Origin of the sequence: Mucilaginibacter sp. CAU 1740, from assembly GCF_039839285.1 — a bacterium.
Lineage (GTDB): Bacteria > Bacteroidota > Bacteroidia > Sphingobacteriales > Sphingobacteriaceae > Mucilaginibacter.
In genome coordinates this window covers 119092-145337 of the sequence record NZ_JBDOQS010000008.1, presented here as the reverse complement: position 1 = coordinate 145337, position 26246 = coordinate 119092, and the positions used below count along the sequence as shown (strand labels likewise).

The 26246-nt window shown below is 42.9% G+C and carries 28 protein-coding genes; 12 read left to right on the top strand and 16 right to left on the bottom strand.

All coding sequences use genetic code 11. The features are described 5' to 3' along the window. The first annotated feature begins 649 nt into the window (after positions 1 to 649). The 5 genes from AAFN85_RS18100 to AAFN85_RS18080 are packed head-to-tail and all read left to right on the top strand — an operon-like array spanning position 650 to position 3769. Entirely contained in the window at positions 650 to 1480 is an 831-nt protein-coding gene (locus AAFN85_RS18100; RefSeq protein WP_347529017.1) for an ATP-binding protein, read from the top strand. Then, positions 1446 to 2087, top strand: coding sequence for a response regulator transcription factor (locus AAFN85_RS18095; protein WP_347529016.1), 642 nt, complete (start codon positions 1446 to 1448; stop codon positions 2085 to 2087). Before AAFN85_RS18100 ends, AAFN85_RS18095 begins: the two co-directional genes overlap by 35 nt. A 29-nt stretch (positions 2088 to 2116) precedes the next feature. Then, the gene (locus tag AAFN85_RS18090) at positions 2117 to 3187 is read left to right on the top strand and encodes a PA0069 family radical SAM protein (protein ID WP_347529015.1); all 1071 of its coding nucleotides are present in this window, start codon (positions 2117 to 2119) and stop codon (positions 3185 to 3187) included. 50 nt (positions 3188 to 3237) lie between these two features. After that, the gene (locus AAFN85_RS18085; RefSeq protein WP_347529014.1) at positions 3238 to 3423 is read left to right on the top strand and encodes a hypothetical protein; all 186 of its coding nucleotides are present in this window, start codon (positions 3238 to 3240) and stop codon (positions 3421 to 3423) included. Beyond that, entirely contained in the window at positions 3398 to 3769 is a 372-nt protein-coding gene (locus AAFN85_RS18080) for a type II toxin-antitoxin system VapC family toxin (RefSeq protein ID WP_347529013.1), read from the top strand. Before AAFN85_RS18085 ends, AAFN85_RS18080 begins: the two co-directional genes overlap by 26 nt. Here the strand turns inward: AAFN85_RS18080 and AAFN85_RS18075 are convergent. The 4 genes from AAFN85_RS18075 to AAFN85_RS18060 form a co-directional block, all read right to left on the bottom strand. After that, positions 3750 to 4130, bottom strand: a complete 381-nt coding sequence (locus AAFN85_RS18075) for a DUF2809 domain-containing protein (RefSeq protein WP_347529012.1) — start codon at positions 4128 to 4130, stop codon at positions 3750 to 3752. The two genes, AAFN85_RS18080 and AAFN85_RS18075, sit on opposite strands and share 20 nt — an antisense overlap. Before the next feature lie 68 nt (positions 4131 to 4198). Next, positions 4199 to 4945 (bottom strand): C4-type zinc ribbon domain-containing protein, encoded by a 747-nt coding sequence (locus AAFN85_RS18070; RefSeq protein ID WP_347529011.1) that lies wholly within the window; start codon positions 4943 to 4945, stop codon positions 4199 to 4201. Further along, positions 4945 to 6042, bottom strand: a complete 1098-nt coding sequence (locus AAFN85_RS18065) for a Nif3-like dinuclear metal center hexameric protein (protein WP_347529010.1) — start codon at positions 6040 to 6042, stop codon at positions 4945 to 4947. Before AAFN85_RS18065 ends, AAFN85_RS18070 begins: the two co-directional genes overlap by 1 nt. Positions 6043 to 6075: 33 nt before the next feature. Beyond that, positions 6076 to 6489 (bottom strand): TM2 domain-containing protein, encoded by a 414-nt coding sequence (locus tag AAFN85_RS18060; protein ID WP_347529009.1) that lies wholly within the window; start codon positions 6487 to 6489, stop codon positions 6076 to 6078. Positions 6490 to 6567: 78 nt separating this feature from the next. Here AAFN85_RS18060 and AAFN85_RS18055 point away from each other — a divergent pair, with 78 nt between their 5' ends. The 4 genes from AAFN85_RS18055 (at position 6568) to AAFN85_RS18040 (ending at position 11466) form a co-directional block, all read left to right on the top strand. Then, entirely contained in the window at positions 6568 to 7548 is a 981-nt protein-coding gene (locus tag AAFN85_RS18055) for an NAD-dependent epimerase/dehydratase family protein (protein ID WP_347529008.1), read from the top strand. Further along, positions 7541 to 8344 carry an SDR family NAD(P)-dependent oxidoreductase gene (locus AAFN85_RS18050; RefSeq protein ID WP_347529007.1) on the top strand — a complete coding sequence of 268 codons (804 nt, stop codon included), beginning with the start codon at positions 7541 to 7543 and terminating at the stop codon, positions 8342 to 8344. Before AAFN85_RS18055 ends, AAFN85_RS18050 begins: the two co-directional genes overlap by 8 nt. Before the next feature lie 3 nt (positions 8345 to 8347). Continuing rightward, positions 8348 to 8620 carry a hypothetical protein gene (locus AAFN85_RS18045; RefSeq protein ID WP_347529006.1) on the top strand — a complete coding sequence of 91 codons (273 nt, stop codon included), beginning with the start codon at positions 8348 to 8350 and terminating at the stop codon, positions 8618 to 8620. 485 nt (positions 8621 to 9105) lie between these two features. Beyond that, positions 9106 to 11466, top strand: a complete 2361-nt coding sequence (locus tag AAFN85_RS18040; RefSeq protein WP_347529005.1) for an ABC transporter permease — start codon at positions 9106 to 9108, stop codon at positions 11464 to 11466. A 64-nt stretch (positions 11467 to 11530) separates the two neighbouring features. Here the strand turns inward: AAFN85_RS18040 and AAFN85_RS18035 are convergent, their stop codons facing one another. The 12 genes from AAFN85_RS18035 to AAFN85_RS17980 form a co-directional block, all read right to left on the bottom strand. Further along, the gene (locus tag AAFN85_RS18035; protein WP_347529004.1) at positions 11531 to 12250 is read right to left on the bottom strand and encodes a peptidoglycan DD-metalloendopeptidase family protein; all 720 of its coding nucleotides are present in this window, start codon (positions 12248 to 12250) and stop codon (positions 11531 to 11533) included. An 8-nt stretch (positions 12251 to 12258) separates the two neighbouring features. Continuing rightward, complete coding sequence (gene rbfA / locus AAFN85_RS18030) at positions 12259 to 12630, bottom strand: 30S ribosome-binding factor RbfA (protein ID WP_347529003.1); 372 nt, start codon at positions 12628 to 12630, stop codon at positions 12259 to 12261. 100 nt (positions 12631 to 12730) lie between these two features. Beyond that, positions 12731 to 13096, bottom strand: coding sequence for a hypothetical protein (locus tag AAFN85_RS18025; RefSeq protein ID WP_347529002.1), 366 nt, complete (start codon positions 13094 to 13096; stop codon positions 12731 to 12733). Positions 13097 to 13112: 16 nt separating this feature from the next. Then, a complete protein-coding gene (locus AAFN85_RS18020) occupies positions 13113 to 14339 on the bottom strand; it encodes an FtsX-like permease family protein (RefSeq protein WP_347529001.1) in 1227 nt (408 codons plus the stop codon). Between the two features lie 66 nt (positions 14340 to 14405). After that, positions 14406 to 15044: an MBL fold metallo-hydrolase gene (locus AAFN85_RS18015; RefSeq protein WP_347529000.1), complete on the bottom strand. Its 639-nt coding sequence runs from the start codon at positions 15042 to 15044 to the stop codon at positions 14406 to 14408. Between the two features lie 64 nt (positions 15045 to 15108). Further along, positions 15109 to 15633, bottom strand: coding sequence for a Uma2 family endonuclease (locus AAFN85_RS18010; protein ID WP_347528999.1), 525 nt, complete (start codon positions 15631 to 15633; stop codon positions 15109 to 15111). A 52-nt stretch (positions 15634 to 15685) separates the two neighbouring features. Then, positions 15686 to 16315 (bottom strand): SprT-like domain-containing protein, encoded by a 630-nt coding sequence (locus AAFN85_RS18005; protein ID WP_347528998.1) that lies wholly within the window; start codon positions 16313 to 16315, stop codon positions 15686 to 15688. A gap of 261 nt (positions 16316 to 16576) precedes the next feature. Further along, positions 16577 to 18691: a ferrous iron transport protein B gene (gene feoB, locus AAFN85_RS18000; protein ID WP_347528997.1), complete on the bottom strand. Its 2115-nt coding sequence runs from the start codon at positions 18689 to 18691 to the stop codon at positions 16577 to 16579. A 10-nt stretch (positions 18692 to 18701) separates the two neighbouring features. Then, the gene (locus tag AAFN85_RS17995) at positions 18702 to 18917 is read right to left on the bottom strand and encodes a ferrous iron transport protein A (RefSeq protein WP_119406572.1); all 216 of its coding nucleotides are present in this window, start codon (positions 18915 to 18917) and stop codon (positions 18702 to 18704) included. 586 nt (positions 18918 to 19503) lie between these two features. Beyond that, on the bottom strand, positions 19504 to 19899 hold the full coding sequence (locus AAFN85_RS17990) for a VanZ family protein (RefSeq protein WP_347528996.1): 396 nt from the start codon (positions 19897 to 19899) through the stop codon (positions 19504 to 19506). Next, positions 19900 to 20280, bottom strand: coding sequence for a glycine cleavage system protein GcvH (gene gcvH / locus AAFN85_RS17985; protein ID WP_347528995.1), 381 nt, complete (start codon positions 20278 to 20280; stop codon positions 19900 to 19902). Between the two features lie 338 nt (positions 20281 to 20618). Beyond that, entirely contained in the window at positions 20619 to 20936 is a 318-nt protein-coding gene (locus tag AAFN85_RS17980) for a metalloregulator ArsR/SmtB family transcription factor (RefSeq protein WP_347528994.1), read from the bottom strand. 222 nt (positions 20937 to 21158) lie between these two features. Between AAFN85_RS17980 and AAFN85_RS17975 the strand changes: the two genes are divergently transcribed. The 3 genes from AAFN85_RS17975 to AAFN85_RS17965 all read left to right on the top strand — a co-directional run bounded on the left by AAFN85_RS17975 (position 21159) and on the right by AAFN85_RS17965 (position 26044). Further along, positions 21159 to 23996: a TonB-dependent receptor gene (locus AAFN85_RS17975; protein WP_347528993.1), complete on the top strand. Its 2838-nt coding sequence runs from the start codon at positions 21159 to 21161 to the stop codon at positions 23994 to 23996. Between the two features lie 54 nt (positions 23997 to 24050). Next, positions 24051 to 25436: a hypothetical protein gene (locus AAFN85_RS17970; protein WP_347528992.1), complete on the top strand. Its 1386-nt coding sequence runs from the start codon at positions 24051 to 24053 to the stop codon at positions 25434 to 25436. 116 nt (positions 25437 to 25552) lie between these two features. Then, entirely contained in the window at positions 25553 to 26044 is a 492-nt protein-coding gene (locus AAFN85_RS17965; protein ID WP_347528991.1) for a hypothetical protein, read from the top strand. Positions 26045 to 26246 lie beyond the last annotated feature (202 nt).

Below are 26246 nucleotides of genomic sequence, written 5' to 3'. Positions count from 1 at the left end.
GACAGCTAATAACCTTTATTTTAGCGGTCATGCTCGAGAACTTTTATTATGTAATGGACTTAATAGCATTTTTATGCTGCATCATTGCATATAAGTCACTTCCCAAAAACTTTAAGTGGTTTTTGCCATACATGATCTTTATATCTATCTATGAACTTTTAAACGTATTTAATTTACTGATAATCAACCACACTAATGCGTGGTGCAATAATTTTCAAGACATTATCGAATTTGTGTTTTTCACAGGCTTCCTTTTGTCATTAGATAACAATAAAACCCGGATAAAATCCGGACGCATCATCGTTGTCGGTGTAATATTGCTATCGCTAATAGATATATTTTTTATTCAGGGCTTTTGGAAAAGAAGCACCATTGCCATTGTTACACAAAACCTATTTAGCTTGTGGCTAATATGCAATTATTACTACCGGTTATTAAATGAAGATACCGATGAGTTTATCGAGCTTGCTACTCATCCTCCTTTTTTAGCAGTAACCGGCATGTTTTTTTACTACCTGGCCACTACGTTTTACTATTCATGCTTTAGCTACATGGTGTATAGAAACAATTATCATTTCTATTTGCTGGCTGGCGCATTGATTGACATAAACTCGGTTATATTTAATTGTTTACTTTCATTTGCCTTTATATGCTCTTTCAGGAAGAACAAGTTATCCTTATCATAATTGCCGGTACGGCGTTACTGCTGCTACTCGGCGTATTTATGATCAGTTTTATGCTGATGTACCAGAAAAAGCAAAACAAAAACCTGCTCGAAAAAGAGAACCTGAAAGCATCGTTTAAACAGGAGATGCTCAAAACCCAGATCGAGATCCAGGAACAAACGCTTAATGATATCAGCCGTGAAATTCACGATAATATAACGCAGGTATTATCCTTTGTAAAATTGAACCTCGGTTTGTTAAACAACAGTTTGGATGAGGACAAGAAAGTTCGGGTAAATGAAAACCGCGAACTGGTAGCGCAGGCAATTAACGATTTGCGCAACCTTTCAAAAAGCATGAGCTTTGAGCATATAGGCGAGCAGGGCCTGGTTAAGGTACTCGAAACCGAAGTTGGCAGGTTGACGCGCAGTGGTATTATTAATGCTACCCTCAATGTAGAGGGCGATGTGTTTAACCTTGGCGAACAGCGCGAACTGGTACTGTTCAGGATTTTCCAAGAGGCAGTAAATAACACGCTGAAGTACGCCAAAGCCGCCAACCTAAAAATCAGTTTGTATTATAATGAGCAATTGTTTAATTTGCTCGTCGAAGATGATGGTGCTGGTTTCAATACCGAAAAGGTTGAGGGTAAGGGCGGTTCAGGATTACGGAACATTGAAAACAGGGCAGCTTTAGTTGGTGCAACTGTAAATATTGATAGTTCATTGGGTAAGGGTTGCCGGATCAAACTGTCGTTTAATCCCCTGGCGCAACAAATTTATGCTAACGGAACCCATTCAAATAGCCCTGGTTGATGACCACAAACTTTTTAGAAGTGGCATGGCCGCGCTTGTTAGCAACTTTAAACGTTACAACATTTTATTTGAAGCAGCCAACGGCCAGGAACTGGTAAACACCGTTACCGGCGGTCTTGTTCCGGATATTGTTTTATTGGATATCAGCATGCCAATTATGGATGGTGTAGAAACCGCCCAATGGCTCCGTGCAAAACATCCCGGTATTTGCGTTATCATCCTATCTATGTTTGAGGATGCCGAGAAGGTATTGCTAATGGTGAAGATGGGCGTAAAAGGCTACCTGCTTAAAGATTCGGAACCACATGAGGTGGAAGATGCTCTTTTGAAAGTATCGCAAGGCGAGCTTTATTATCCTGAATTTGTAACCCGCCACCTCATCACCAATTTTAATAATAAACTCGAAAATATTAAACTCAACCCCCGCGAGATAGAGTTTTTGAAATTTACCGGCACCGAGCTTACCTACAAGGAAATTGCCGAAGCTATGAACATCAGCGTACGCACGGTTGATAGCTATCGTGATCAGCTTTTTGAAAAACTGCAGATCAAAAGCCGTGTGGGCCTCGTTTTATACAGCATAAAAAATAAGCTTATTGAGTTGTAATTTGCTAATTTATTTAGCAAATTTGTTTAATGGCACATGAGGAAAATCCCGACTTTTTTAAGGGAAGGGGCGCACAGGTAAATACGCACAATAAGTTTCTGAAAAACAGCTATGTTCTTGATCATATCGAGGGACTCGACGAGCCTTTACTCGAAAACTCCAACACGCAACTTTTTGAGGAAACACCAAAAAAAATAGTAAGCGAATCCAACAGTCCGGATCTAAGCCATATGTACTCCATCAACCCCTACCAGGGTTGTGAGCATGGTTGTATCTATTGCTACGCCCGTAACAGCCACGAATATTATGGCTTTAGTGCCGGTTTGGATTTTGAACGGAAGATCATTATCAAGCCTAACGCCCCCGAACTGCTGGAACAATATTTTAATAAAAAGAACTATAAGCCGGTTTGCATTATGCTCTCGGGAAATACCGATTGTTATCAGCCTGTGGAGCGTAAATTGGGCATAACTCAAAGGCTGCTTGAGATGTTCTGGAAATACAAAAACCCGGTAAGCATCATCACCAAAAACAATGTAATATTAAGGGATATCGATATCCTAAGCGATATGGCCAAGCTTAACCTGGTACATGTAAACGTATCTATCACCTCATTAAATGAACAATTGCGCCAGAAGCTGGAGCCGCGCACGGTAACCGCGACAGGACGGTTATCTGTGATTCAAAAACTTTCGGAAAGAGGCATTCCGGTTAGGGTGATGGCCGCCCCCATCATTCCCGGATTGAACAGTAACGAAGTCCCCAATATCATTCGCGCCGCTGCCGATCGGGGCGCATTAGCGGCCGGCTTCACTATGGTACGCTTGAACGGCAGCATCGCCGAAATTTTCAGCGACTGGATCTACAAGGCATTCCCCGACAGGGCCGAAAAAGTATTGAACATGATCCGCTCCACACACGATGGAAAGCTAAACGACAGCGAATACGGCCGCAGGATGAGCGGCGATGGCAAGATAGCCGAATCTGTTCATCAAATGTTTAAAATGGCTTGCAAACGCTTTATGGCCGACAGGGAGATGCCTGAATACGACTATAGTTTATTTGTGCCAAGGAAAGGGAAGCAGACGAGTTTGTTTTGAGATTAGTAAGTAAAACAGATTTTGTGTAAATTTGATAAAAGGGCAATACAATGGTATTAGTACTAAAAAAAGGAGCCAGTAAAAAAGAAATAAAAGCCATTGAGCAAAAGATCTATCAAGATGCTCCTGCTACTGGCTTCAATGCAAAAAAATACAGCGGAATACTTTCTTTAGATGAAGACCCGATGACCATTCAAACAAAACTTAGAAATGAGTGGGAAAGAGATTTTAGTTGATACTAATATCATGCTATACTTACTCAATGGTGATACTGCTATAGAGGAGTTACTTCAAGGAAAGCAAATTTACATATCCTTTATTACCGAACTTGAATTACTTGGCTTTAAAGGATTATCGGATCAACAAGAAAAGCAGATCAAAAACTTGTTGGATGATTGCTCTATTATCTCAATGAGCAATTCGTTAAAAGATCAATATGTTGAGGTGAAGAAAAAGCATAGCTTGAAACTTCCAGACGCAATTATAGCGGCAACTGCCATCTTTTTTAATCTACCATTTATTACATCTGATAAACAGTTCAGAACTATAGATAGACTAAAGCTTATTGTATACGAAGTTTAGATAGTTGCATGAATTGATCAACCCTAACACCTATCCCCACTCCCAAACCATAACACAACAAATCGCTCCATAAAAACCCCTGCCCTAAAACCAGCCTCCCCAAAAGCGTATGTCGCAGATCGTTTATCCACGGCGCCTGGTAAAGCTGGCTAAACTCTATCGCGAAGCAAAATACCAATGCAGCCATAACACTAAATTTAACAGGCCTCTCAGTAAAGATAAACCGCATAATAAAGTAAACCATTGTGGCATACAAAACATCGCCAATAAATAAAGGGATGGTTTTAAAATGCCGGGAGAGCAGGCCGAGGATAATAGTGGCGATGGTTAAAGCAAAATAGGTGATCCGGTTTTTAGGCATGATCAAATATCAACAAAAAAGGCACCCAATTGGATGCCTTTTATATATTTAACTTTATAAGTGGTTGCTTATTGAGCTTCTTCAACTTCCAAAGCCATCAACTCGTCAACAAGGATACGTCCGCAGTGTTCGCAAACGATGATCTTTTTACGCTGACGGATGTCTGACTGGCGCTGAGGCGGGATCTGGTTAAAACAACCAGAGCATGAATCACGCTGAATGGTTACAACTGCCAAGCCGTTTTTAGCGTTTTGACGTAAACGGGTGTAAGCAGTTAACAAACGCTCTTCAATATCTTCTTTAGCTTTTGCAGCCTGTGCGTTAAGTTCGGTCTCTTCTTTTTCAGTTTCAGCTGTGATGGTACCTAACTCTTCTTTTTTGGCGTCCAAATCAGCCTGACGAGCTTCAAGGTCGGCAAGGGCTTTTTCGTAAACCTGGGTTTTATTGGTGATCTCGAAGCCGTACTCACGGATCTTCTTTTCACTTACTTGTATATCTAAGCCCTGGATCTCGATCTCTTTTGAGATAGCATCGTATTCGCGGTTATTTTTAACCTCGTTAAGTTGAGCTTCGTATTTTTTGATGTTAGCCTGAGCTTCTTTGATCAGGTTTTTACGGGTAACAATGTCATCCTCCACATCGTCAAGCTCACCTTTAATTTTTTGGATGCGGGTTTCAAGACCAGCAACGTCATCCTCAAGGTCGGCAACTTCCATTGGCAATTCGCCCCTTACCTGGCGGATCCTGTCAATTTTGGTGTGGATAGTTTGTAGCTCGTATAAAGCTTTAAGCTTTTGTTCTACGGTTTGTTCCATTAAATAAAATATTTGACGGGGTTTGTATTTACTTCTGTTAAACGGACGGCAAAGATAGGAAATTTTTTCCTAATTATTTCATACAATAATTGTTGCGTAAATTGTTCACTTTCAAAGTGTCCGATATCCGCGATAACTATTTTTCCTTCGGCATCAAAAAACTCGTGGTACTTGTAATCGGCAGTGATAAAAATGTCGGCTCCGGCAGCTATGGCATGCTTCAATAAAAAGCCTCCCGAGCCTCCACAAACCGCTACTTTCTTAATGGGTTTGCCCAACAATTTGGTATGCCTTATTACATGGGTACGCATCTTATCCTTTACCTGGAAGAGGAAACTTTCCTCGTTAAGCGGCATATCCAGCTCGCCCACCATGCCCGAGCCTATCTGCTGGTGCTGATTGGTGAGGTTGTAGAGATCATAAGCAACTTCCTCGTACGGGTGTGCTAATATTAGCGCCACCAGTATTTTGCTTTCCAGATTGACAGGGTATACGGTTTCAATGCGTACTTCGTTTTCTTTATGGCGCTTTCCGGCCTCACCCACATAAGGGTTGGCGGCTTCGTTGCCTTTAAAAGTGCCTGTGCCTTCGGTATTGAAACTGGTTTCGCTGTAATTGCCAATATTGCCTGCACCTGCCGCGAATAACGCATCGCGAACAGCATCCGCATGGCTTAAGGGTACATAGGTAACCAACTTTTTAAGTAGGTTATGTTTAGGTGCAAGTATGCGAGTGTTCTTTAAACCTAAGGTTTCGCAAATGCGGGCGTTAACGCCGGTCATCACGCTATCCAAATTAGTATGGATGGCATAAATAGCAATGCCTTTGCGGATGGCCTTTTCAACCACACGCTCTACATAGGTTTTGCCGTTAAATTTTTTCAGTCCTTTAAAAACGATAGGGTGGTGCGATATGATCACCTGGCAGTTGGTAGCTATCGCTTCATCAACTACAGCCTCTGTACAATCCAGAGAGATGAGGGCCTGGTTCACCTCCTGATCGGGATTACCGACGATTAGGCCAGAGTTATCATAATCTTCCTGGTAGCTAAGCGGGGCAAGGCTTTCCAGGAAATTAGTTAAGGCAGATAATTTCATATTAGCAAGTATAACAATTAATAATGGCCTTGCTTAGCTACTCATCTTAGCCATCTGGTAGCTTTCGTAAGCCATATTTTTATTATACTCCAAAGTGATCGACTTATTGTTGATCAGATCAACAATAGTACCTATCCCGCAAAACCCTCCTGTTAATAAGTAAAGTATCCCCATACCAACCTGTCCTAATACAAAGCGCTGTATGCCCGCCACGCAAATAAAGCCAAGCAGCGTAAACAATAAAATATCCTGTGAGTTTTTGCGCTTGTTACTGTAAACCATGTAGAAGTATTTCTTTTGATTTTCAGTAAGATCGGGGGTAGCATATTGTAAAAAGCCTAATTCATCGGGCGAAAAACCCGCAAAGTTACTGTAAGGATTCTGAGACATATTCATTTTAGGTAAGGCTTGTTTGATAGTTATTTCAAATTTAAATATTTCTGCCATTAAACCTAATAGTTAATCAACCCGAAAAAATTTAACTATCAGCATAGGGGTAAGCCCGGCAGCAGTTGTAATACCTGTATGAAAGTATTAGTAACCGGCGCAACAGGTTTTATAGGCAGGCAGCTTACATTGGCTTTAGCAGAGCAAGGCTATGAGGTTAAAGCACTATGCCGCAATACCAATCATCCATATTTAATAAAACACCTCAACATTGAGCCGGTTGCCGGCAATATCCTGTACCGCCAAAGCCTCGCCCGTGCCATGCAAGGTTGTGATCAGGTTTACCATACTGCAGCCATGGCCAAAATGTGGTGCCGTAACCCCGATGACTACCACGAAACTAATGTAGTTGGCACCCGCAATGTGCTCGAAATTGCAGCCAGTACTGGCGTACAAAAAGTAGTTTACACTTCAACCTGCGGCGTATGGGGACCAACCATCAAGCACCCAATGAGTGAGAACGATCCTCGTATAGCAGGTTTCCCGATAGCTTACGAGCGCACCAAATACCTGGCCGAGATAGAGGTGCAAAACTTTGTTAAACAAGGCATGCAGGTGGTTACTGTAAACCCATCGCGCGTGTACGGCGAAGGTCCTGTTACAGAAAGCAATACGGTTGGCAAAATGGTATCGGCATATTTGCGGGGTAAATGGCGTTTTATCCCCGGCAACGGTGAGCAGGTTGCCAATTATGCTTTTTTAAGCGATGTGGTTGATGGCCATATGGCAGCCATGGAAAAAGGCAGTAGTGGCGAGCGTTATATTTTAGGCGGAGAGGATATCAGTTTTAATGCTTTTTTCGACACTGTATATCAGGTATCCGGCAAAAGGCATCACCTGTTCCATCTACCGCTGAAAGCTATAGAGGCTTACAGCCATATCGAAAAATTAAAAACGCAACTTACTGGCCTGCGCCCTTTCTTTTTACCGGAATTTGCCGAGCGTTTAAAATACGATCAAAAATATAGCAGCCAAAAAGCTATCAACCAATTGGGATACCGCATAACGCCTTTTACCGAGGGAATGCACAAAACCATTAACTATCTGAAACATGCCTGAATACACAACAACTCAAACCGCCATTATAACCGGGGCCAGTGAGGGGCTTGGCAAATCATTCACTATTGAATTGGCTTCGCGGGGTATTAACCTGGTGCTGGTTTCGCTACCTGCTTCGGGTTTGCCGGAACTGGCTTCATTTATTCGCAAAAACTTTGAGGTTAAAGTAAGTTTTCTTGAAATAGATTTAACACAGGCCGAGAGCTACCCTGCTATTTTTGAGTATCTTAGATCAGCCAAAATAACGGCCGATATGCTTGTGAACAACGCGGGTTTGGGCAACTGGTCGTGGTTTGAGGATATGAACATCGGGTTTTACAAAAAGCAGATAGAGCTGAACGTGATCACCCCGGTATTACTTACGCGGCTATTTTTGGCGCAGGCTAATGCTGATGGGACATCGTACATACTGAACGTTGGCAGTTTAGGCGGTTTGTTTGTGGTGCCTAAAAAACAGGTATATGGTGCTACCAAATCGTTCATCAGGTATTTTACCAAATGTTTGCAGTTGGAATTACATGGCTCGAACGTAAAGGTAAGTTTGCTGAGTCCGGGAGGAATCAATACCAAGCCCGAGCTATTGGTGATGAACAATAAGCTAAAAGGCATCTCGAAGGCAACCATTATGGAACCCGGCGACGTAGCACGTATAGCGGTTGACGGTTTGCTGAAGGGCAAAAAAGAAATTATTCCCGGCTGGATAAACAGGATGCTGGTTTTATTAAACAGTTTGCTGCCCGCCAGTGTTAAAAATATCATTATCAGGCAGCGCCTGGCATCTGTTATAAAGGGCTAAATTATGATTGTTTCTATACTAACCTATCGCCATATTAAAAACCTGTGCAGCTTTTTTAAACGCACGCGCAGTAATTTTAAGCTGATCAATAACGATAGGATCATCATCCTATCGGGCAGCATGCGCGGTCTGGTACTTTATTTTGACCGCGATGCCTGCGAGGTAAAAAGCGGCGACCGTGATTATATCAGCATTGATATTACGCGTAATTTTTCGGTAGATATGCTGATGCAGGTTTTAGCGAAGCATAATATAATAGCGCCTGTTTTTGAATGATTTAGTACATTCAATGGTTTACTCACCCGTTCTACGCTTCGCTGGACCACTCTTATCCTTTGGATAAAAAGAATTTGAAAAAACAAGCTCTCCCTTAACGTATAGCCTCAATGCCAGTAAGTCAAAAGCCTTGCAAAGCTGCACCAGAGGTGCAAAAGGTTTGTAGAGATAGTGAAAGTTTTTGTGTGCCAGAGGTACACCACCTCCGATGTTCCGTACCTCTGGCACGGATAATCTAAAAGAATATTTTACTACAAACCTATTCCCCCTCTGGGGGATTGCCTAACTTTACTCACAGCGCAGATGGAGATAACAAGCGCAGCGATGTCGGGGTGAGTAAATCCCGGCCAAATGCGCAAAGCCGAACACCCGATTGTCCGTATCCGAACGATAGCCAATTCCACCAACAATTCAAAAACCTAACAATCAACAAGTTAAAACATTGGCATTGTTTTGATTGCTCATTGATCAATAACGCCGATACCATGCTTAAAAACTATATCAAAACCGCCTGGCGCAATTTGGTGCGCAATAAGTTTTATTCTATCATCAATATTGCCGGCCTTACCATGGGGCTTGCGATAGGTATATTGATTTTACTGTGGGTGCAGGACGAATTGAGCTTTGATAGTTTTCATAAAAACGCCTCCAACATTTACCGCGTGGAGCTATTTGGTGGTACGGGTGCCAGCAAGCAGATATGGCAGGTTACCGTGGCGCCAATGGGTCCATTGGCCAAACAGGAACTGCCCGCGGTACAAAACCAGGTGCGGCTTACCAATAATTGGTTCTTTTCGTTATTTAAATACCAGGATAAAGTTTTTAATGAAGAAGGCGTAGGCTTTGCCGACCCAACTTTGTTTACTGTTTTTGATTTTCCGCTGGTAGAGGGCAATACCACGAAGCCTTTCACCAACGATAATTCAATAGTGATAACCCGGAAAACGGCTAAAAGATATTTTGGTAACCAGGAAGCATTAGGCAAAGTGATCGTTGCCGATAACAAGGAAAACTTTACGGTATCGGGTGTTATTGATGATTTTCCGCTTAACTCCAGCATCCACTATGATATGATCATGCCGATGAGCTATCATATCAAATACATGCTCACTAATTTTAAAAACGACTTGAACCATGATTTCGGTAATTACTCGTACGAGACATACCTGCAACTGAAACCCGGCACCCCGTTAAAACAACTCGCGGCCGATCTGAATAAAGTCCACCTAAAAAACAGGCCCGAAGATACCGATGCCGATTACCTGTTATTACCGGCTACCAAAATGCACCTTTACAATGCCGATGGTACCGACAGGGGCATCAGCACCGTACGCATCTTCATAGTAATAGCTTTGGTGATTTTGGTTATCGCCTGTATCAATTACGTTAACCTTTCAACCGCAAGGGCTATGCTCCGCGCTAAAGAGATCAGCATGCGTAAAATTATTGGTGCGGCAAAAATGCAGCTGTTTATGCAGTTTGTGATTGAAACAGCTTTGCTCTTCATACTCTCATCGGCCCTTGCCATATTGCTTATTTATAACCTGATGCCAGTGTTCAATGATATAGCTGGCAAGCAGTTGATATTCAATCTTGCTGATTATCATATCTGGTTTGTAATAGGTGGTACTATAGTGGCCACGCTTGTGTTATCAAGTATTTACCCGGCTTTATTACTTTCATCTTTCGAACCATTGAAAGCGCTTAAAGGCAAAATATCAAATGGTATTGGCGATGTGCTTTTCCGTAAGATTTTGGTAGTGGTTCAGTTTACCTTTTCGGTAGTATTGATCATCGGTACAATCGTTATCACCGGGCAATTGAATTATATCCGGTCGAAGGATTTGGGATATGATAAAAGCCATGTTTTTGCCTTTTGGATGCGTGATATGAAAAATCATTACGACGCTGTTAAAGCCGAACTATTGAAACAACCGGGTGTGGAAGCGGTAACACGCTCGACCGGAAACCTTGTTCACAACGGCGGCATTTCGGGCGATAACGATTGGGATGGCAAAGCTGTTGGGCAAACTTTCATTGTACACCCACAGGGCATCGATAAAGATTTTATCTCGTTCTTCAAGATGAAAATGGCGGCAGGCCATGCCTTTGATGGTTCAGTAAGTGATTCGGCGCATTACATCCTTAACGAGGCTGCCATTAAAGAGTTAGGAATGAAAGATCCGATAGGCAAACGTTTCAGGCTGCGCAAAACAGAAGGCACCATTGTAGGTGTTGTTAAAGATTTTCATTTCGACAGTATGCGCGAAAAGATCGGGCCTACCGTATTTTATTACGCTCCGGACACCTACGCTTCCATCTACATTAAAACCACAAACAACGGCGCGCCACAAGCTATTGCCGCGGCCGAAAAGCAGTTTAAGCAATACAATGGTCAGTTCCCGTTCGGTTATACATTTTTGGATGAGATCTTTAATCGCCTGTACCAGGGCGAGCAGCGTGAAGGCACCCTGTTTAATTACTTTGCCGGGATAGCCATTTTTATTTCATGCCTTGGTTTATTCGGTCTGGCTGCCTTCACAGCACAGGTACGTACCCGCGAAATTGGTGTACGCAAAGTTTTAGGCGCTACCGTAAGCAATGTGGTAACCCTATTGGCGAAAGATTTTATTAAGCTGGTGTTGATTGCCATTGTAGTTGCATTCCCGATAGCCTGGCTGGCCATGAGCCATTGGCTGGACGCATTTGCTTATCGGGTTGGTATTAGCTGGACAACGTTTGTACTGGCCGCGGGAATTGCTGTGTTGATAGCATTTGTAACTATCAGTTTTCAATCCATCAAAGCGGCGTTAACTAATCCTGTGGATAGTTTGAGGAGAGAATAATAAACAATCAGATCAATAGTAGGCAATGAATAAGGCACCCGAAAATTTTGGGTGCCTTAATTTTTTATGCGCTAACGGCTCCGGCATTCACCGCATCCGGAAACCTCAATATCAAACCCGGATCGGGGATATTCCTTTGCCAGATCTCTTTTTCCGAAAACTTGCATACTCCGGGATAATCACCTTTTTTGCCTTCCATATCAAACATCAGTTGAAAATGCAGGTGTGGCGGCCAGTTTCCATTTTCTTCTATATCGCCTAACGTAGCAATCTGCTGATCACGGCTTATCGGCATACCTACATATAATCCCGATAGGCTTTCACGGCTTAAATGCCCGTAAAGACTGTAAAGTTCAAGCCCATCTAAATTATGCTGTAAAATAATGGTTGGGCCGTAATCGCCAAGGTGATTATTATTCTGGTAGCTATGAACAATACCATCTAAAGGCGCATAGATAGTCGTTCCCGCATTGCCCCAGATATCAACACCTAAATGTAACCGGCGCGGTTCATCTTCGGTATCAAAGTGGCTGCTGAAAGCGTAAATTGTACGGTGTTCCATATAACCGCCGATACCGTAGTGGCAATTATTATCGCGGAGCTTATCATTAACCCATTGACTAAATAAGCCGGTGTTATTGATAAGTTCCACGGTTAATTCTTTGTTGGCAGCCGTAAGGTCGAGTTGAAACAGCCTGTCGTTCGCCGCATCAAAATCAACTACTTTGCCAATAGCTTCGGGGTGGTTGTTGACGTAATTGGCTAACAGCTTATGCTTATCCATAGGCGCTGTTATTCGGTATCGGGCTGGCGCTCTTCTTTGCTTATCTTATCAAAAATTTTGTCCATACGCTCAACGTACTCGCTGGTATCGTCAACAAAAAACTCAAGTTGAGGGATGATCCTTACCTGGTCTTTTATGCGGGCACCCAGTTTATACCGGATCTCTGAGGCATGCGATTTAATGGTGTGCAAAGCTGTTTGCACGTTGGGGTTACCCAAAAAGCTTAAAAATATGCGGGCTATGGCCAAATCGGGGGTTACGCGCACTTTGGTTATGGTGATCAGCGTATTTGGTAAATAGCTCATGCCTTCGCGCTGAAATATCGCTGCAAGGTCTTCCTGTATTACTCCTGCAAATTTTTGCTGACGTTTCGATTCCATTGGTTGTAAATTAAGGCCGATAAGGCAGATGTGTACTTAATGCTTAATGCAAAAACCTAAGTTATGGTTTTAAGCTTTTATTAACAATGCGCCGGAGGTGTTAGTTACACACGTCCTGCGGTATTTCTTTGGTTATTTTAACTACTTTTTTTACTACGATGGTACTGTCGTATTCAGATCCCATACCAGCCTTGCCCGATTTTGACTTGATGCCTTCTACCTCAACATAAACAGGTTCGTAAGGCTTTTCAAAATTAAGCTGCGAGTATTCCAGTTCGAGGTGTTTCGAGCTATCTACCGCCCAAAATTCCTGTCCGCTGTCGCAATCTTTAAACGATTTTATTTCGGGACCGGCACTGTATAATCCTTTAAAAAGCACTACCTGGCCTTCCTTGTCCGAATTGCTGTTACAGGCATAGGTAAAAACAGTAACCAGCAGCAACGCGAAAAATTTGATATACCTCATACCCATAATAGCAAATTTACAAATCCTGTTTAATTTCGTCCAATCCTTTAATACTTAAACGGGCACTGATACCAGCCGCGATTACCGAAATTCCTCCAACTGTCAGTAATACCAGGCCAAAATCTTTAATGCGCAGGTCAACCGGGTAGGCATCCATTACTGTTAATTTAGCGCCCATTTTTACCAGGCCATAATGCTGCTGCAACAGGCAAAAAGCAGTACCAAGTATTATGCCTACAATACAGCCAATGGCGGTGATCATCAGCCCCTCAAAAAAGAAGATACCCTGGATGAGGTTTTTGTTGGCACCCAGTCCGCTTAGTATGGCTATATCCTTCCGCTTATCAATAACCAGCATGGTTAACGAGCCTATGATATTAAATATTGCGATGATGAGCACAAAGGTTAAAATCATGTACACGGCCCAACTCTCGTAATTGAGGGTTTTATACAACTCGCTGTTTTGCTCCTTGCGGTTTTTAACAGTAAAATCTTTTCCTATTTTATCGATAATGCTTTGTTGAACGGCGTTAAGGTTAGTCCCCTTTTTATAATTAAGTTGGATGGATGATACATTCACCGGCTGATCGAGCAGGTCGCGGGCAAACTCGATAGGGGTTACGGCGATATCATCAAACTCCTGCTGAATGGCGAACACGCCGGTTGGATTGATGGAACGCACCACAAACTCGTTAAGCGGATTAGCCGAATTTTCCGCACCACGACGAGGCGAATAAATGATCATGGGCGATAATTCATCATGAACATTAATGCCAAGGCTACCTTGTATGGTAACGCCAATTACTGCGTAGTTATGACCGCCACTTTTTAGGGTGAACGAACCCGATGTTACGGTACTATCTAGTTGCTGGTTTTTCAAAAAATCATCGCTTACGCCCATTATAGTACCTAAGAAAGGCCTGTCGCCATATTTAATGAGCGCTTTTTCCTGCAGCACTTCGGTGTACGAAAACAGGTGCGCATCCTGGTGTAGCGATTTAAAGTAGGGGGTATTAGGATCGAATGTTTTGCCGAGCTTGGCTTCGATCTTGATCTCGGGCGTAAAGTTGCTGTACAATGAAAGGATCACTGTTTCGAACCCGTTAAACACCGAAAGTATAATTAACAGCGCCGCGCTGCCTATCAATACTCCCAGCATGGATATGCCCGAAATGATATTGATAGCATGCATTTTTTTACCCGAAAACAGGTAACGCTTTGCTATGTAAATGGACGTGTTCAATTGTGCGGGGTTATACGTTCAGGTTGAATGTTGATGCCTTTAATAAAGATACTGTAAAGCAATTAACTAAGTTAAAAACGGATTGTTTTGTTTTTCATAACCGATAGTTGTTGATGGCCCGTGACCGGGATAAACAGTAACATCATCGGGCAGGGTAAACAGCTGGGTTTCGATATTATCTATCAGTTGGGTAAAGTTACCGCCCGGTAAATCAGTACGACCAATACTTTGCCTGAACAGTACGTCGCCGCCGATCAATATCTTATCCTCCTTATCATAAAAACAAAGGTGTGCCGGTGAATGCCCCGGGGCAAATATCAAATGTAAAGTAGTATTACCAAATTGGATGGTACCGGTTTCGGGCAAAAACTCATCGGGGATAGGCGATACTTCATACCTGAAACCCATGCTTGGCGCGTAAGCAACAACCGCGGCTAAAGTTTCCGATTCACCGATGTGGAATTTGGGTTTTAATCCCCATTGATCAAATACAAATTTATTGCCCAGTACATGATCAACATGGCAATGTGTATTGAGCAGGTGTACCGGCTTAAGGTTATTGTTTTTGATGAAGGCAACAACGGCATTTTGCTCGGGCGCGGTGTACATGCCCGGATCAATGATCACACATTCGCCTGTTTCATCATATAGGATATAAGTGTTTTCCTGGTAAGGGTTATTTACAAACGATATAACTTTTGCCATGCGGTAAAAGTACGGAATAAATTGATTGGGTTGTTTGGGGTGGGGAAATTGGCAGATATGAAGTTTATAAACTAAAGCTACACCCTAAAACTTCCGAAGTGATTTTACCTATAAGTTCGTAAACGAGTTCATACTGATTGTTTTCACTCATGGCGAACATTACCACTTTTTTATCAGCCGGATCGATAATGAAATATTCTTTCACACCCGCCTTTTCGTAAAGGTTTTTCTTCTTTAGAGTATCGTGAATCCGGTTACCTGACAGGATTTCGAAAACAATATCCGGTGCACCGTAAATACCGTCATTATGGATGATCGATTTATTTTCATTGAGAATAACTAAAACATCAGGTTGCAAAACAGATTGCTCCTCCTCAAAATAAACATCGGCGGGGGCATGTAAAATAACGCCCTTTTGGGTTTCTTCAAGATAGTTATAAAGTAGTGCAGATAGCTTTACGGAAATGAATTGGTGATCGGTATTAGGTGCCGGGGTCATGATCAATTGGTTATACAACACTTCGCACCTCGTCCCCTCCGGTAGCATCCGGTAAATATCGACAGCAGTTGCAGGGATGGTAGCGCTCATGTTGTAAATGCTTTTATGCTAATTTAGTTAAAACGGCTCAAATAAAAAAGTATTACGCCGCCGTAGCTCCTTCTATCAACTCCACCTCAGCAACCGGGCTAAACAAGTAAATGCGCCGGGTAGCTACCTCAGTACATTTAAACCGCTTGCGCAACTTCTCGTCCTTCCTAAACACACGGCCATCCTTTAACTTAAACAAAGCCTTGAGCGGTACTTTTTCTACCGTTAAAATAGCTTCAGATTCTTTAGGCGGATCATATTTACGCAGGGCGCGGTACAGGTTCAGATCCGAGCAGCTTGAGGCCGCCGGGTTATCCAAATAGTTTACTATCGCTTTTTTGATATCCGCAGGAAAAATCTCTTTTTCAAAAAATGGTTGCATCATTTTTTTGAAGTTGGTTTTCCATTCGGTACCGTGCGGTTTGGCTTTTTGCTTATGCTCGTTCCAGGTGTGCAGGTGAGCAAACTCATGCACGGTTGTTACCAGGAAAGCGTAGGGATTAAGATCGTAATTAACGGAGATACGGTGCCCTTTACCGCCGTAGGGCGAACGGTAGTCACCAAATTTACTATTGCGGTTGCGCGAAATTTTAAATTCGCATTTGAAGTAGTCAATCCAGCGGCCAATAAGCGGGGCGGCTTCTGGTGGTAGATATTTCTCTAAAACTTTTACTTTATCCAATTTTTACCTCTATGCAAATATAAAGCTTTTTGGTGATTGATGGCTCGTAGACAAGGGTTGATGATTTGTAAACTTTTTACGCACAACGATACGTTGCTATCCAAGTCTTCGACTTCGGATGTATATGCCCGGAGTTTGCAACTCCGGGAGGCGTAAACTTACATGATGTACAGCTGGAGTTACAAACTCCAGGCATAGCTCATTCGAAGTTGGAAACTTCGAACAGCGGTGACGGCGTTATGGCAACAAAAGAAGGGAAAGCTACTTCAACCAATGGTAAACTATAAACGAAGCAGCATAAGCCAAGGCCGTCATATAAGCAAACTGCGCTGCCGGCCAGCGCCAGTCTTTAGTTTCACGATAAACTACAGCTACGGTACTTGCGCACTGCATAGCGAAGGCGTAAAACATCATCAACGAAAAAGCAACCGCTAAGGTAAACACCGGCTGCCCGGTATCAGGGTTTTTAGCCTCGTGCATTTTTTCCTGTACCGATTGGAGTTTATCAGCATCACCCTCCACACTGTAAATGGTGGCCATGGTGCCTACAAATACCTCGCGGGCGGCAAAGGAACTGATGAGGGCAATGCCTATTTTCCAGTCGAAACCCAATGGTTTGATCACCGGCTCAATAACATGGCCGAATACACCGGCATATGAGTTTTCCAGTTTTTCGGAAGCGATAACCTTGGTGAGACTATCGGGTGTCATGGTTTTAGTATATTGAGGCTGGGCGTATTGTTTATCTATCTGCGCGAACCTATCGCCGGGACCGTATGATTTCAGCACCCATAGTACAATGGATACGGCGATGATCACCTTACCGGCCTGTAGTACGAAGGTTTTTGAACGATCATACATAGTGAAGATCACATTCCTCCACCTTGGTGTACGATATACGGGCAGTTCCATGATAAAGTAACCACGCTCACGGGCTTTAAGCACAAACTTCATTACAAAGGCAACGATCACTGCCGAAACAATGCTCAGCACATACATAGCCGTAAGTGCAAGACCCTGTAAATTAAAAACCCACCAAACGTTGCGGCTTGGCACTACAAGGGATATCAGTAACGTATAAACCGGTAAACGGGCCGAACAGGCTACCAACGGGGTAACCATAATAGTGATCATCCTATCCTTCCAGTTTTCGATAGTGCGGGTACTCATGATAGATGGTACCGCGCAGGCAAAACCACCAATAAGCGGCACAACCGATTTACCGTTCAGGCCCACCTTGCGCATCACCTTATCCATCATAAAAGTAACGCGCGACATGTAGCCGGTATCTTCTAAAATAGAGATTAAAGCGAACAGGATAGCTATCTGCGGTATAAATACTAACACACCGCTCAATCCGGCCAAAATGCCATCGTTGATCAGGCTGCTTAGCGGGCCAGCAGGCAGTACTTTAGCGGCACCGGCCTGTAGCCATACAAACAGATCTTCAATTAACGACATTGGGTATGCCGACCATGAAAAAATAGCCTGGAATATGAATAACAGTATCGCGAAGAAGATCACAAAGCCAAATACTTTGTGGGTAAGTACCTTATCTATTTTATTGCTTACAGTTTCGTCATGAGCGGCCTGTGGTTTGGTAACCGTATCATAAAGCAGATCATTAATGAAATTGTAACGGGCGATGGTTTCCGATGCCTGCGCTTTTTGCGAATGGAAGGAATGTTCCTGCTCCAGCGCTTCAATTCGGTCACTCTCTTCGGTTGATAGATAGCTCAACGTTTCGTGCTGATGGGCGAGTTGCAGGGCTACGTATGGGTTATCAATCTGCATTTCGCCGCTTATCTGGGCAATGATGCCAGGGGCCAGGCTGTGTACATCTATAGTGTCCTGCTGCAACGCCACATTATTGGCGTAAGCAATGGCGATTTTTAATTTATCAATGCCCTCGGCCTTTCTTGCCGAGATCGGTACAACCGGAACGCCGAGTTTTTTAGCCAGCAGATCAACATTAATTTTGATCCCTGCCTTTTCGGCCACGTCCATCATGTTGAGGGCTACGATAACCGGGATCTTTAAATCGGCTATTTGGGTGTAGAGCAGCAGGTTGCGTTTCAGGTTCGAGGCATCAACTATAACCACGACCAGATCGGGCACCAGGCCTTTTGATTTATCGGCCAGTACTGAAAATACAATGGATTCGTCTTTGCTTTTGGGGTAGATGCTATAGGTACCAGGCAGGTCAACAATCTCGGCCGTGCGACCGTCGGGCAACTGGCTGGTTCCGGTTTTTTTATCAACCGTTACCCCCGGAAAGTTTCCTATTTTTTGATTTAGCCCGGTGAGTATATTAAACAGAGTTGATTTACCGGTGTTGGGGTTCCCTACTAACGCAACTCTTATATTGGCGTTCAATGCTTACAAGTTATTGCAAAATGATGGTTGATGCTTCAAATTTACGCAGACTTAACTGGTAACCAGATACACTGATGGCAATAGGATCGCCCAGTGGCGCTATGCGCGATACACGTACCTCTTCGCCCGGCAAACAACCCATCTCCATCAGTTTTACCGACATTTCCAGATCGGTAAACTCCTTTACGATACCAACTTCGCCTATTGCTAACTGTGAAAGCTTCATCCTATAAATTTAAAACACAGCAAATGTAATCTTATTTATAATAAATCCAAATAAGATGAGTGTTCTGACGTGTAATTTAAATAAAGGTTTGTGTAAATGACTTTAGTGTGAGGTTGTAAAACAAAGTGTTCAATTTTTGAAAGTGTAAACACTTCGTTATTTTTACAAAATTGAACAATGCTGTTAGTCAGCGACTTACGTGTTATAGATATTGTACAATTTTCCACAATTGAACGCATTGTTATTGATATTCAATAACTTACGATTTTGAAAAATAAAACATTGAACACCCGTTTTTCAAAAATTGAACACTGACAGGGTTTTGTCAGTAAGCCTTGATAAAATGGCTGCCTATTGTAATCACTCACCAATGAAATCGCGAACAATACATGACGAATCTGCTAATTGGGGATTGCTTCGTGCCTCGCAATGACGACTTTGATAACAACCAAAGTTTTTTTAAGCAACCGTACAAGTATAACCTGCCGATTTAACCGCCCCAAAATGCGGGCAGTTGCAGCTTTTATGAAAAATGCCACATGATGACCCTGCCATAAGCGTTATCGCCCCTAATAATATGATCAACCTATTTTTTTTCATTTCCTATTGCCCAAACTGTTAACATCACACCAAAAATACCCATACAGGCACCCAGCACATCGCAAAACATATCGTTCCAATCGGCAGTGCGCCAGGTAAAAAATTCTAATTGCAGTATTTCAATAAGCCCGCCGTAAAATATGGAGACGGCCAAAACTGCAATGGCTTTTTTATACGTAAAGGCGCGGGGCCTTTGTTGCTTTATGATACCAAAACATAAAAGCACGGTAAATGTGAAAAACAAACCGCAATGGGTTAGTTTATCAAAACCCGCGAAAAACATGGGTGCTTTATCAACTGATCCAAGATCGGCCGAGCAGATGTATAAAATAAATAAGGCCCACAAAGTAGCGGGCCCATGATATTTTAAAAACAGCTTCATTTATACGCCGATAACGGTTTTGTAATCATCAGCAGATAAAAGGGCCTCAACATCGGCAACATCGGCAACGGTAATTTTTACCATCCAGCCTTCGCCATACGGATCGCTGTTTACCAATTCTGGTTGGTTGTTCAGTGCAGGGTTAACCTCGGTTACCGTACCGGCAACAGGCATAAACAAATCAGATACGGTTTTTACCGCTTCAACGGTACCAAACACATCATCTTTGCCAACTTCTTTACCTAATGAGGTAACATCAACATAAACAATGTCACCAAGCTCGCTCTGAGCAAATTCGGTAATGCCTACGATAGCAACATTGCCTTCAACTTTTATCCACTCGTGGTCTTTGGTGTACTTTAATTCAGCCGGAAAATTCATGTCGTTAAGTTTTTGTGCTCAAAAATAGTAAAAATTAAATTCTTGTCTGAACCGGAATTTATCGAATTAAAGAATTAACAAAATGCTAATCAAGTTTGATAAGATCTTTAATATACGCCTCAATCCTAACGGAAGCCACTTTGAGATTCGCTGATGTATTTTCAAGCCATATCCCCCTCGTCATTGCGAGGTACGAAGCAATCCCCGACTATACAGGGCGGATCTGCTTAACTTTTCTGCCTATTGGGGATTGCTTCGTACCTCGCAATGACGACAGTTGATGGAATCCAAGAAATAAATCCGAAATCGAACATCCGAACTCCGAAATCCTCAAAAAACTATTTCTCCTGAATATTATCAGCCAGCCCTCCAAACAAGGCAGTGTACATATTCCAGCTTTTCCAGTTGATTTGGTAGATGGACTTTTTGCCCTCGTTTGATGCAATGATCAAATTAGCCGCCGCCATCTCCTTTAAATGATGCGATACGGTGGCTTGCGCCAGCGGCAGCAAATCAACAATATCGCCCGTAGTACAATTAGGATTTTCGGATACAATGCGCAAAATGGCAATGCGCGCCGGGTGCGACATGGCTTTCGCAACCATCGATATCATTTGATCTGTTGAAGTAAACTCTTCCTTTTTATGAATTGCCATGTTTAAAATCAGCTAAAGATACTATGCCCGGCAAGTATTTTCCAACAAATTGATACTATCATTTTGCTTTTGCCATTGTTGGGCAAATAAATAACCCCTTTGTGAAGAAAATATGAGGATTTGCCTTTTGTTAAATCTAATATCTAAGATATTCGATATGATAATATTAAATTAACATTCGTTTAACCCGTCCCGGGTAGTTTTGCCACATCATTAAATTTTATGCATCGGTTAAAAAGCTACTCATCAATCATTTTTATACTGTTAACCTTATCGGTAACACAGGCATTTTCACAATCAACAGGAAAAATAGCCGGTAAAATTACCGATAAAAAAACAGGCGAAACGCTTATCGGTGCAAGTGTTGGTATCACGGGTACTGGCAAAGGCGTATCAACCAATGTTGATGGCCGCTATATATTAGGCAATATCGCTCCGGGCAGGTACACCATCAGTATCAGCTATATCGGTTATCAAACCAAATCGGTATCGGATGTTGAGGTAAAAGCCGGCGCGGTTGTACAACTGGATGCCGTGCTTGACGAGGCCAATACGCAAGCCTTAAAAGAGGTTGTGATCAAAGCTACCTATCGTCAGGAATCGGTAAACGCGTTATACGCAAGGCAAAAATCGAGCGTGCAGGTTACCGATGGTATCTCGGCCGATCTGATCCGTAAATCTCCGGACCGTAACACCGGCGACGTTTTAAAACGTGTAAGCGGTACTTCGGTACAGGATGGAAAATTTGTGGTAGTGCGCGGCTTATCTGAGCGCTATAACAATAACATGCTCAACAACACCTCGCTGCCAAGCTCCGAACCTGATAAAAAAGCCTTCGCGTTTGATATTATCCCGGCCAGCATGATTGATAATATCATCGTTTATAAAACTGCTACGCCCGATCTTCCGGGCGATTTCGCGGGCGGTACCATCAATACCATCACCAAAGATATTGCCGATAAACAGTTTTTAGAAGTTGCCCTTAGTGTTGGCTACAACTCAAAAACAACCTTCAAAAATAACTTTATTGATGCAAGGCCAAACGGCAAATACGATTTCCTGGGTTTTGATGATGGATCAAGAAAACTGCCATCGGCCTATACCAGTGTAAGAAACAATTACACATCAGGTACTACCAGCGATCAAAAAATAGCGATAGCGCAACGCTTCCCTAATACTTTCTATTACCAGGAAGGGCAAAGCAGCTTGCCTAACATCGGTTTCCAGTTATCAACCGGCAACTCTTACCCTACCAAAAACAATAACCGTTTTGGCTATAACTTCAGCTTAAATTATAGCAACGGGCATAGGGCCGCGTTTGGCGACAGGATAGGCTACACCGGCTTTAACGATGCAGCCAACGAGATCCCTCAATACAGCTTTGACCGTAACGTATTTAACAACTACAAAAGCCTGGGCGGTTTATTAAACTTTGCCTACACTTTTGGCAAAAACAAGATCGCGTTCCGTAACCTGTACAACAACGATTTTTCGGTAGATTTTGAGCAGACAAGCAACGCTAATAATTTTGAAACAGGCCTCAATACGCCGCTTAAATTTAAAGGCTACTCGGTCGAGACCACTCAAAACGGCATCTACTCGTCGGTATTAGAAGGGCAGCATACTTTTGGTAAACGTAATATTGTTTTCGACTGGAATACATCGTACGGCCTATCATACCGTAATCAACCAGATCAGCGCATCGTTACCATTTTTACACCGGATAACGCCCCTGAATATATTTCATTATCGAGCGAAAACAGTCCGAAACCCAATACCCTTGGCCGTGTATATTCAAAGCTTAATGAAAATATCTATGGCGCAAAGGCTAACCTGGCTATCCCTTTTAAATGGTTAAACCAACCACAAAAATTTAAATTCGGTGGCCTTGCATCGCACCGCGACCGTGATTTTACCATCGACGCCCTTGGCTACACAAGCGCCGATGCCCTTGGTTCAAAACCAATCGAGCTTACCAACGGCTATACCATATTCAACATATTCAGTCCACAAAGTATAGCGCAAAACCGTATCAACCTATCTATACTTGACCTCAGCTCAACCAGCTACAAAGCCAAAGCCGATCAAGGTGCCGGATATGCTATGTTAGATAATAAGTTTTCGGACAAGCTACGTTTGGTTTGGGGTGCGCGTGTTGAAAGTTATAACCAGGAACTAAGCCCGGTTGGCAAAACCAAACAAAAATATAACAACACCGATGTACTGCCATCGGCCAACCTTACGTATTCTTTAACCGAAAAAACAAACTTGCGGTTATCATATTTCCGTTCGGTAAACAGGCCCGAGTTTAGGGAGCTGGCCAGCTTCAGGTATTTTGATTATCAAACCAACTTTATTATAGCGGGTAACCCCGACCTGCAACGTAGTTTGGTTGATAATGCCGACATCAGGTATGAATACTATCCATCGGGCGGCGAGATCGTATCCATCTCGGCCTTCTACAAAAAGTTTAAAAACCCTATCGAACAAATAAACCAGGGTAATGATATCCTTACCTATCAAAACGCTTTAGATGCAAAAGATTTTGGTGTAGAGGCAGAGTTACGCAAAAAATTAAACTTTATAGCCGAGGGCAGCTTTTTACGCAACGTTACTTTTTATGTAAACGCATCGTACATCAACGCCAAGGTTAACCTGGGTGCCGGCAGATCGGTTTCAACCCCGCTGCAAGGGCAGTCGCCTTACCTGATCAATTCGGGCCTTTATTATACTCCTGAAAGCGGCGACTTTTCATTCAACGTGCTTTACAACCGTGTTGGGCAACGTCTCAAATTCCGTGGTGTAGTTGGTTCTGTTGATATCTATGAGAATGCCCGCGACGTGATCGATTTCCAGGCAAGCAAATCATTGTTCAACAAACACGCCGAGCTTAAACTTACCGTGTCCGACCTGTTAGCGCAACCGTTCAGATTTTATAACAACTACGGCGCTGCCAACAAAACCGCTTACAAAGCAGGCGAAGACAAGATCATCCAAAGCCGCTACGCCGGCTTCGGTACAACCCTTTCATTCAAGTACAACTTCGATTTTAAAAAATAGAAAAGCTTAATACAAACAGAGAAAACACCGATTAGAGAATTATTAAGGATTATTATGAAAAAAACCATTTATTTATTGAGTTCATTAGCCGTAATGGCTTTTGCATCATCATGTTCAAAGAACGATGATCCCGGAACCACCATCCCTGTTAATCCGCCGGCAGCAACTAATGTTGATGTTCGTGGTTCGATCACCAAAGACACCAAATGGACTGCAGGTGTTACTTACAGGCTGCGCGGCTATGTTTATGTAGATAACAACGCTACTTTAACTATTGAGCCGGGTACTAAAATTGTAAGTAACAAAGATTCGGCTGGTGTATTGATCGTTTATAAAGGCGCTAAAATTAACGCTGCCGGTACTGCCGATAAACCAATCGTTTTCACTTCGGCCGAAACTGCACCTAAGCCAGGTGATTTTGGTGGTGTTATTGTGGTAGGTAATGCTATCGGTAACGGCAACCACGAGGCTATTGAAGGTGGCGTTGATGCCGCCCACAAAGCTTTTGGTGGCACTAACGATGCAGATAACTCGGGCGTATTACAATATGTACGTATTGAATACGGCGGCAAAGCTGTTAACCCAGGTGATGAGGTTAACGGTTTAAGTATGTACACTGTTGGTAGCGGTACTACTGTTGATCATATCCAGATCGTTCGTGGTTTGGATGATGCCTTCGAATTTTTTGGTGGCTCGTTCAACGCTAAATACCTGATCGCTTATAACTGCGCTGACGATGACTTTGATTTGGACGACGGATACCACGGAAAGATCCAGTTTGGCGTATCTATCAAAGATCCTGCGTTTAATGATGATAAAGGTACCTCAGGCGATATTTCAAACAACTTTGAGGTTGATAACACTACCACCGCTAAAGGTTACCTGTTAACGCCTATCACCAACCCAATCATGTCTAACTTCACCGCTATCGGCCCTAACAACGCTACCGGTACAGTAAGCACCTACGGTTACAACATGCGTTGGAGAAGAGGTTCGAAATTTACTTTAGCCAACTCAATTGTTATGGGCGGCCAAAGGGCTGGTTTAGATATCGATAACGATCCAACTGCTAAGAATTATGTTGATGGCTTAAGCGGCTTTAAAAACAGCATCTTACAATCGTACGGTGATAATTACAAAGTCGACGCTTTATCTGCTACCCCGGCTATCCTTACAGCTGCTGGCTTAAAAACACTGGTTGAAGGCCGTGATGCAAGCAAAGTTTACGCAACTGCTGCCGAAGTTGGTTTAACAGATCCGTTTAACAACACTGCACCTAACCTGTTGCCTAAAACCGGTTCGGCTGCGGCTACTGCAACCGCGGCATTTACTGCAACTGCTTTAACAGATGCTTTCTTTACCAAAACTACTTATGTAGGCGCGGTTGACCCTGCCGGTACCGATTGGACTAAAGCTGCCTGGGTATCATACGGAAAATAATATCGCTTTTTCAATTGTGTTAATAACAAAAAAACCTGGCCTTTTAGGCCAGGTTTTTTTTGTTATTATGTAGCGTAATGGGCAGTGGTTGCGTAATATATTTAAACCACAAACCAATGAGAACCACCTGCAAACTATTGATCATCATTTTATTTTCGACCGCCATCCTATCATGCGGTAAAAACAAAAAAACAGATCAAAACGAACCACTTACCGGTTGCCCGGTAAACTCCAGTTGCACTTACAATTTTACCAACAAGGCCGATATTGGCCAGCCCGCGCAAATTGTTGCAGGCGATAACCGGGTATTTGCTTATAATGCTGTAAACAACAATTTATGCAATGCCAGTGCCAAACTGTACTTTAAAACAGGATTAAGCAATGCCGATTTTTCCATCAGCAGCAGCCAGATCACATCGGGGCAGGTACTGTATAATTTTACATGCCCTTGCTGCGATTATATAAGCCAGCAACCCGTTGGCGGCGAAATAAAAGGAACAATGGTTGGCTCGGGCAAATGGCTGGTAAAGGCCACGGTACTATTGGGGAATCCGTCGGTACAGCGTATAGATACATTGAAGATCAACCAGTATTTTACGGTTAAGTAGGGGTATTCGCCCCTTTGTCATGCTGAGGCACGAAGCATCTTCTTCGCCCTGTATAGCGGCCATGTTTATTGAAGAAGATCCTTCGTACCTCAGGATGACAAACTTTTTTTAATTATGCTATGGATATTAATAAAGTCGAGGCCCCTGAAGGAAATGCGACATTTGGTGGGTAGGCCTGTCAGCCTGAGTAAGGTTTATTTGC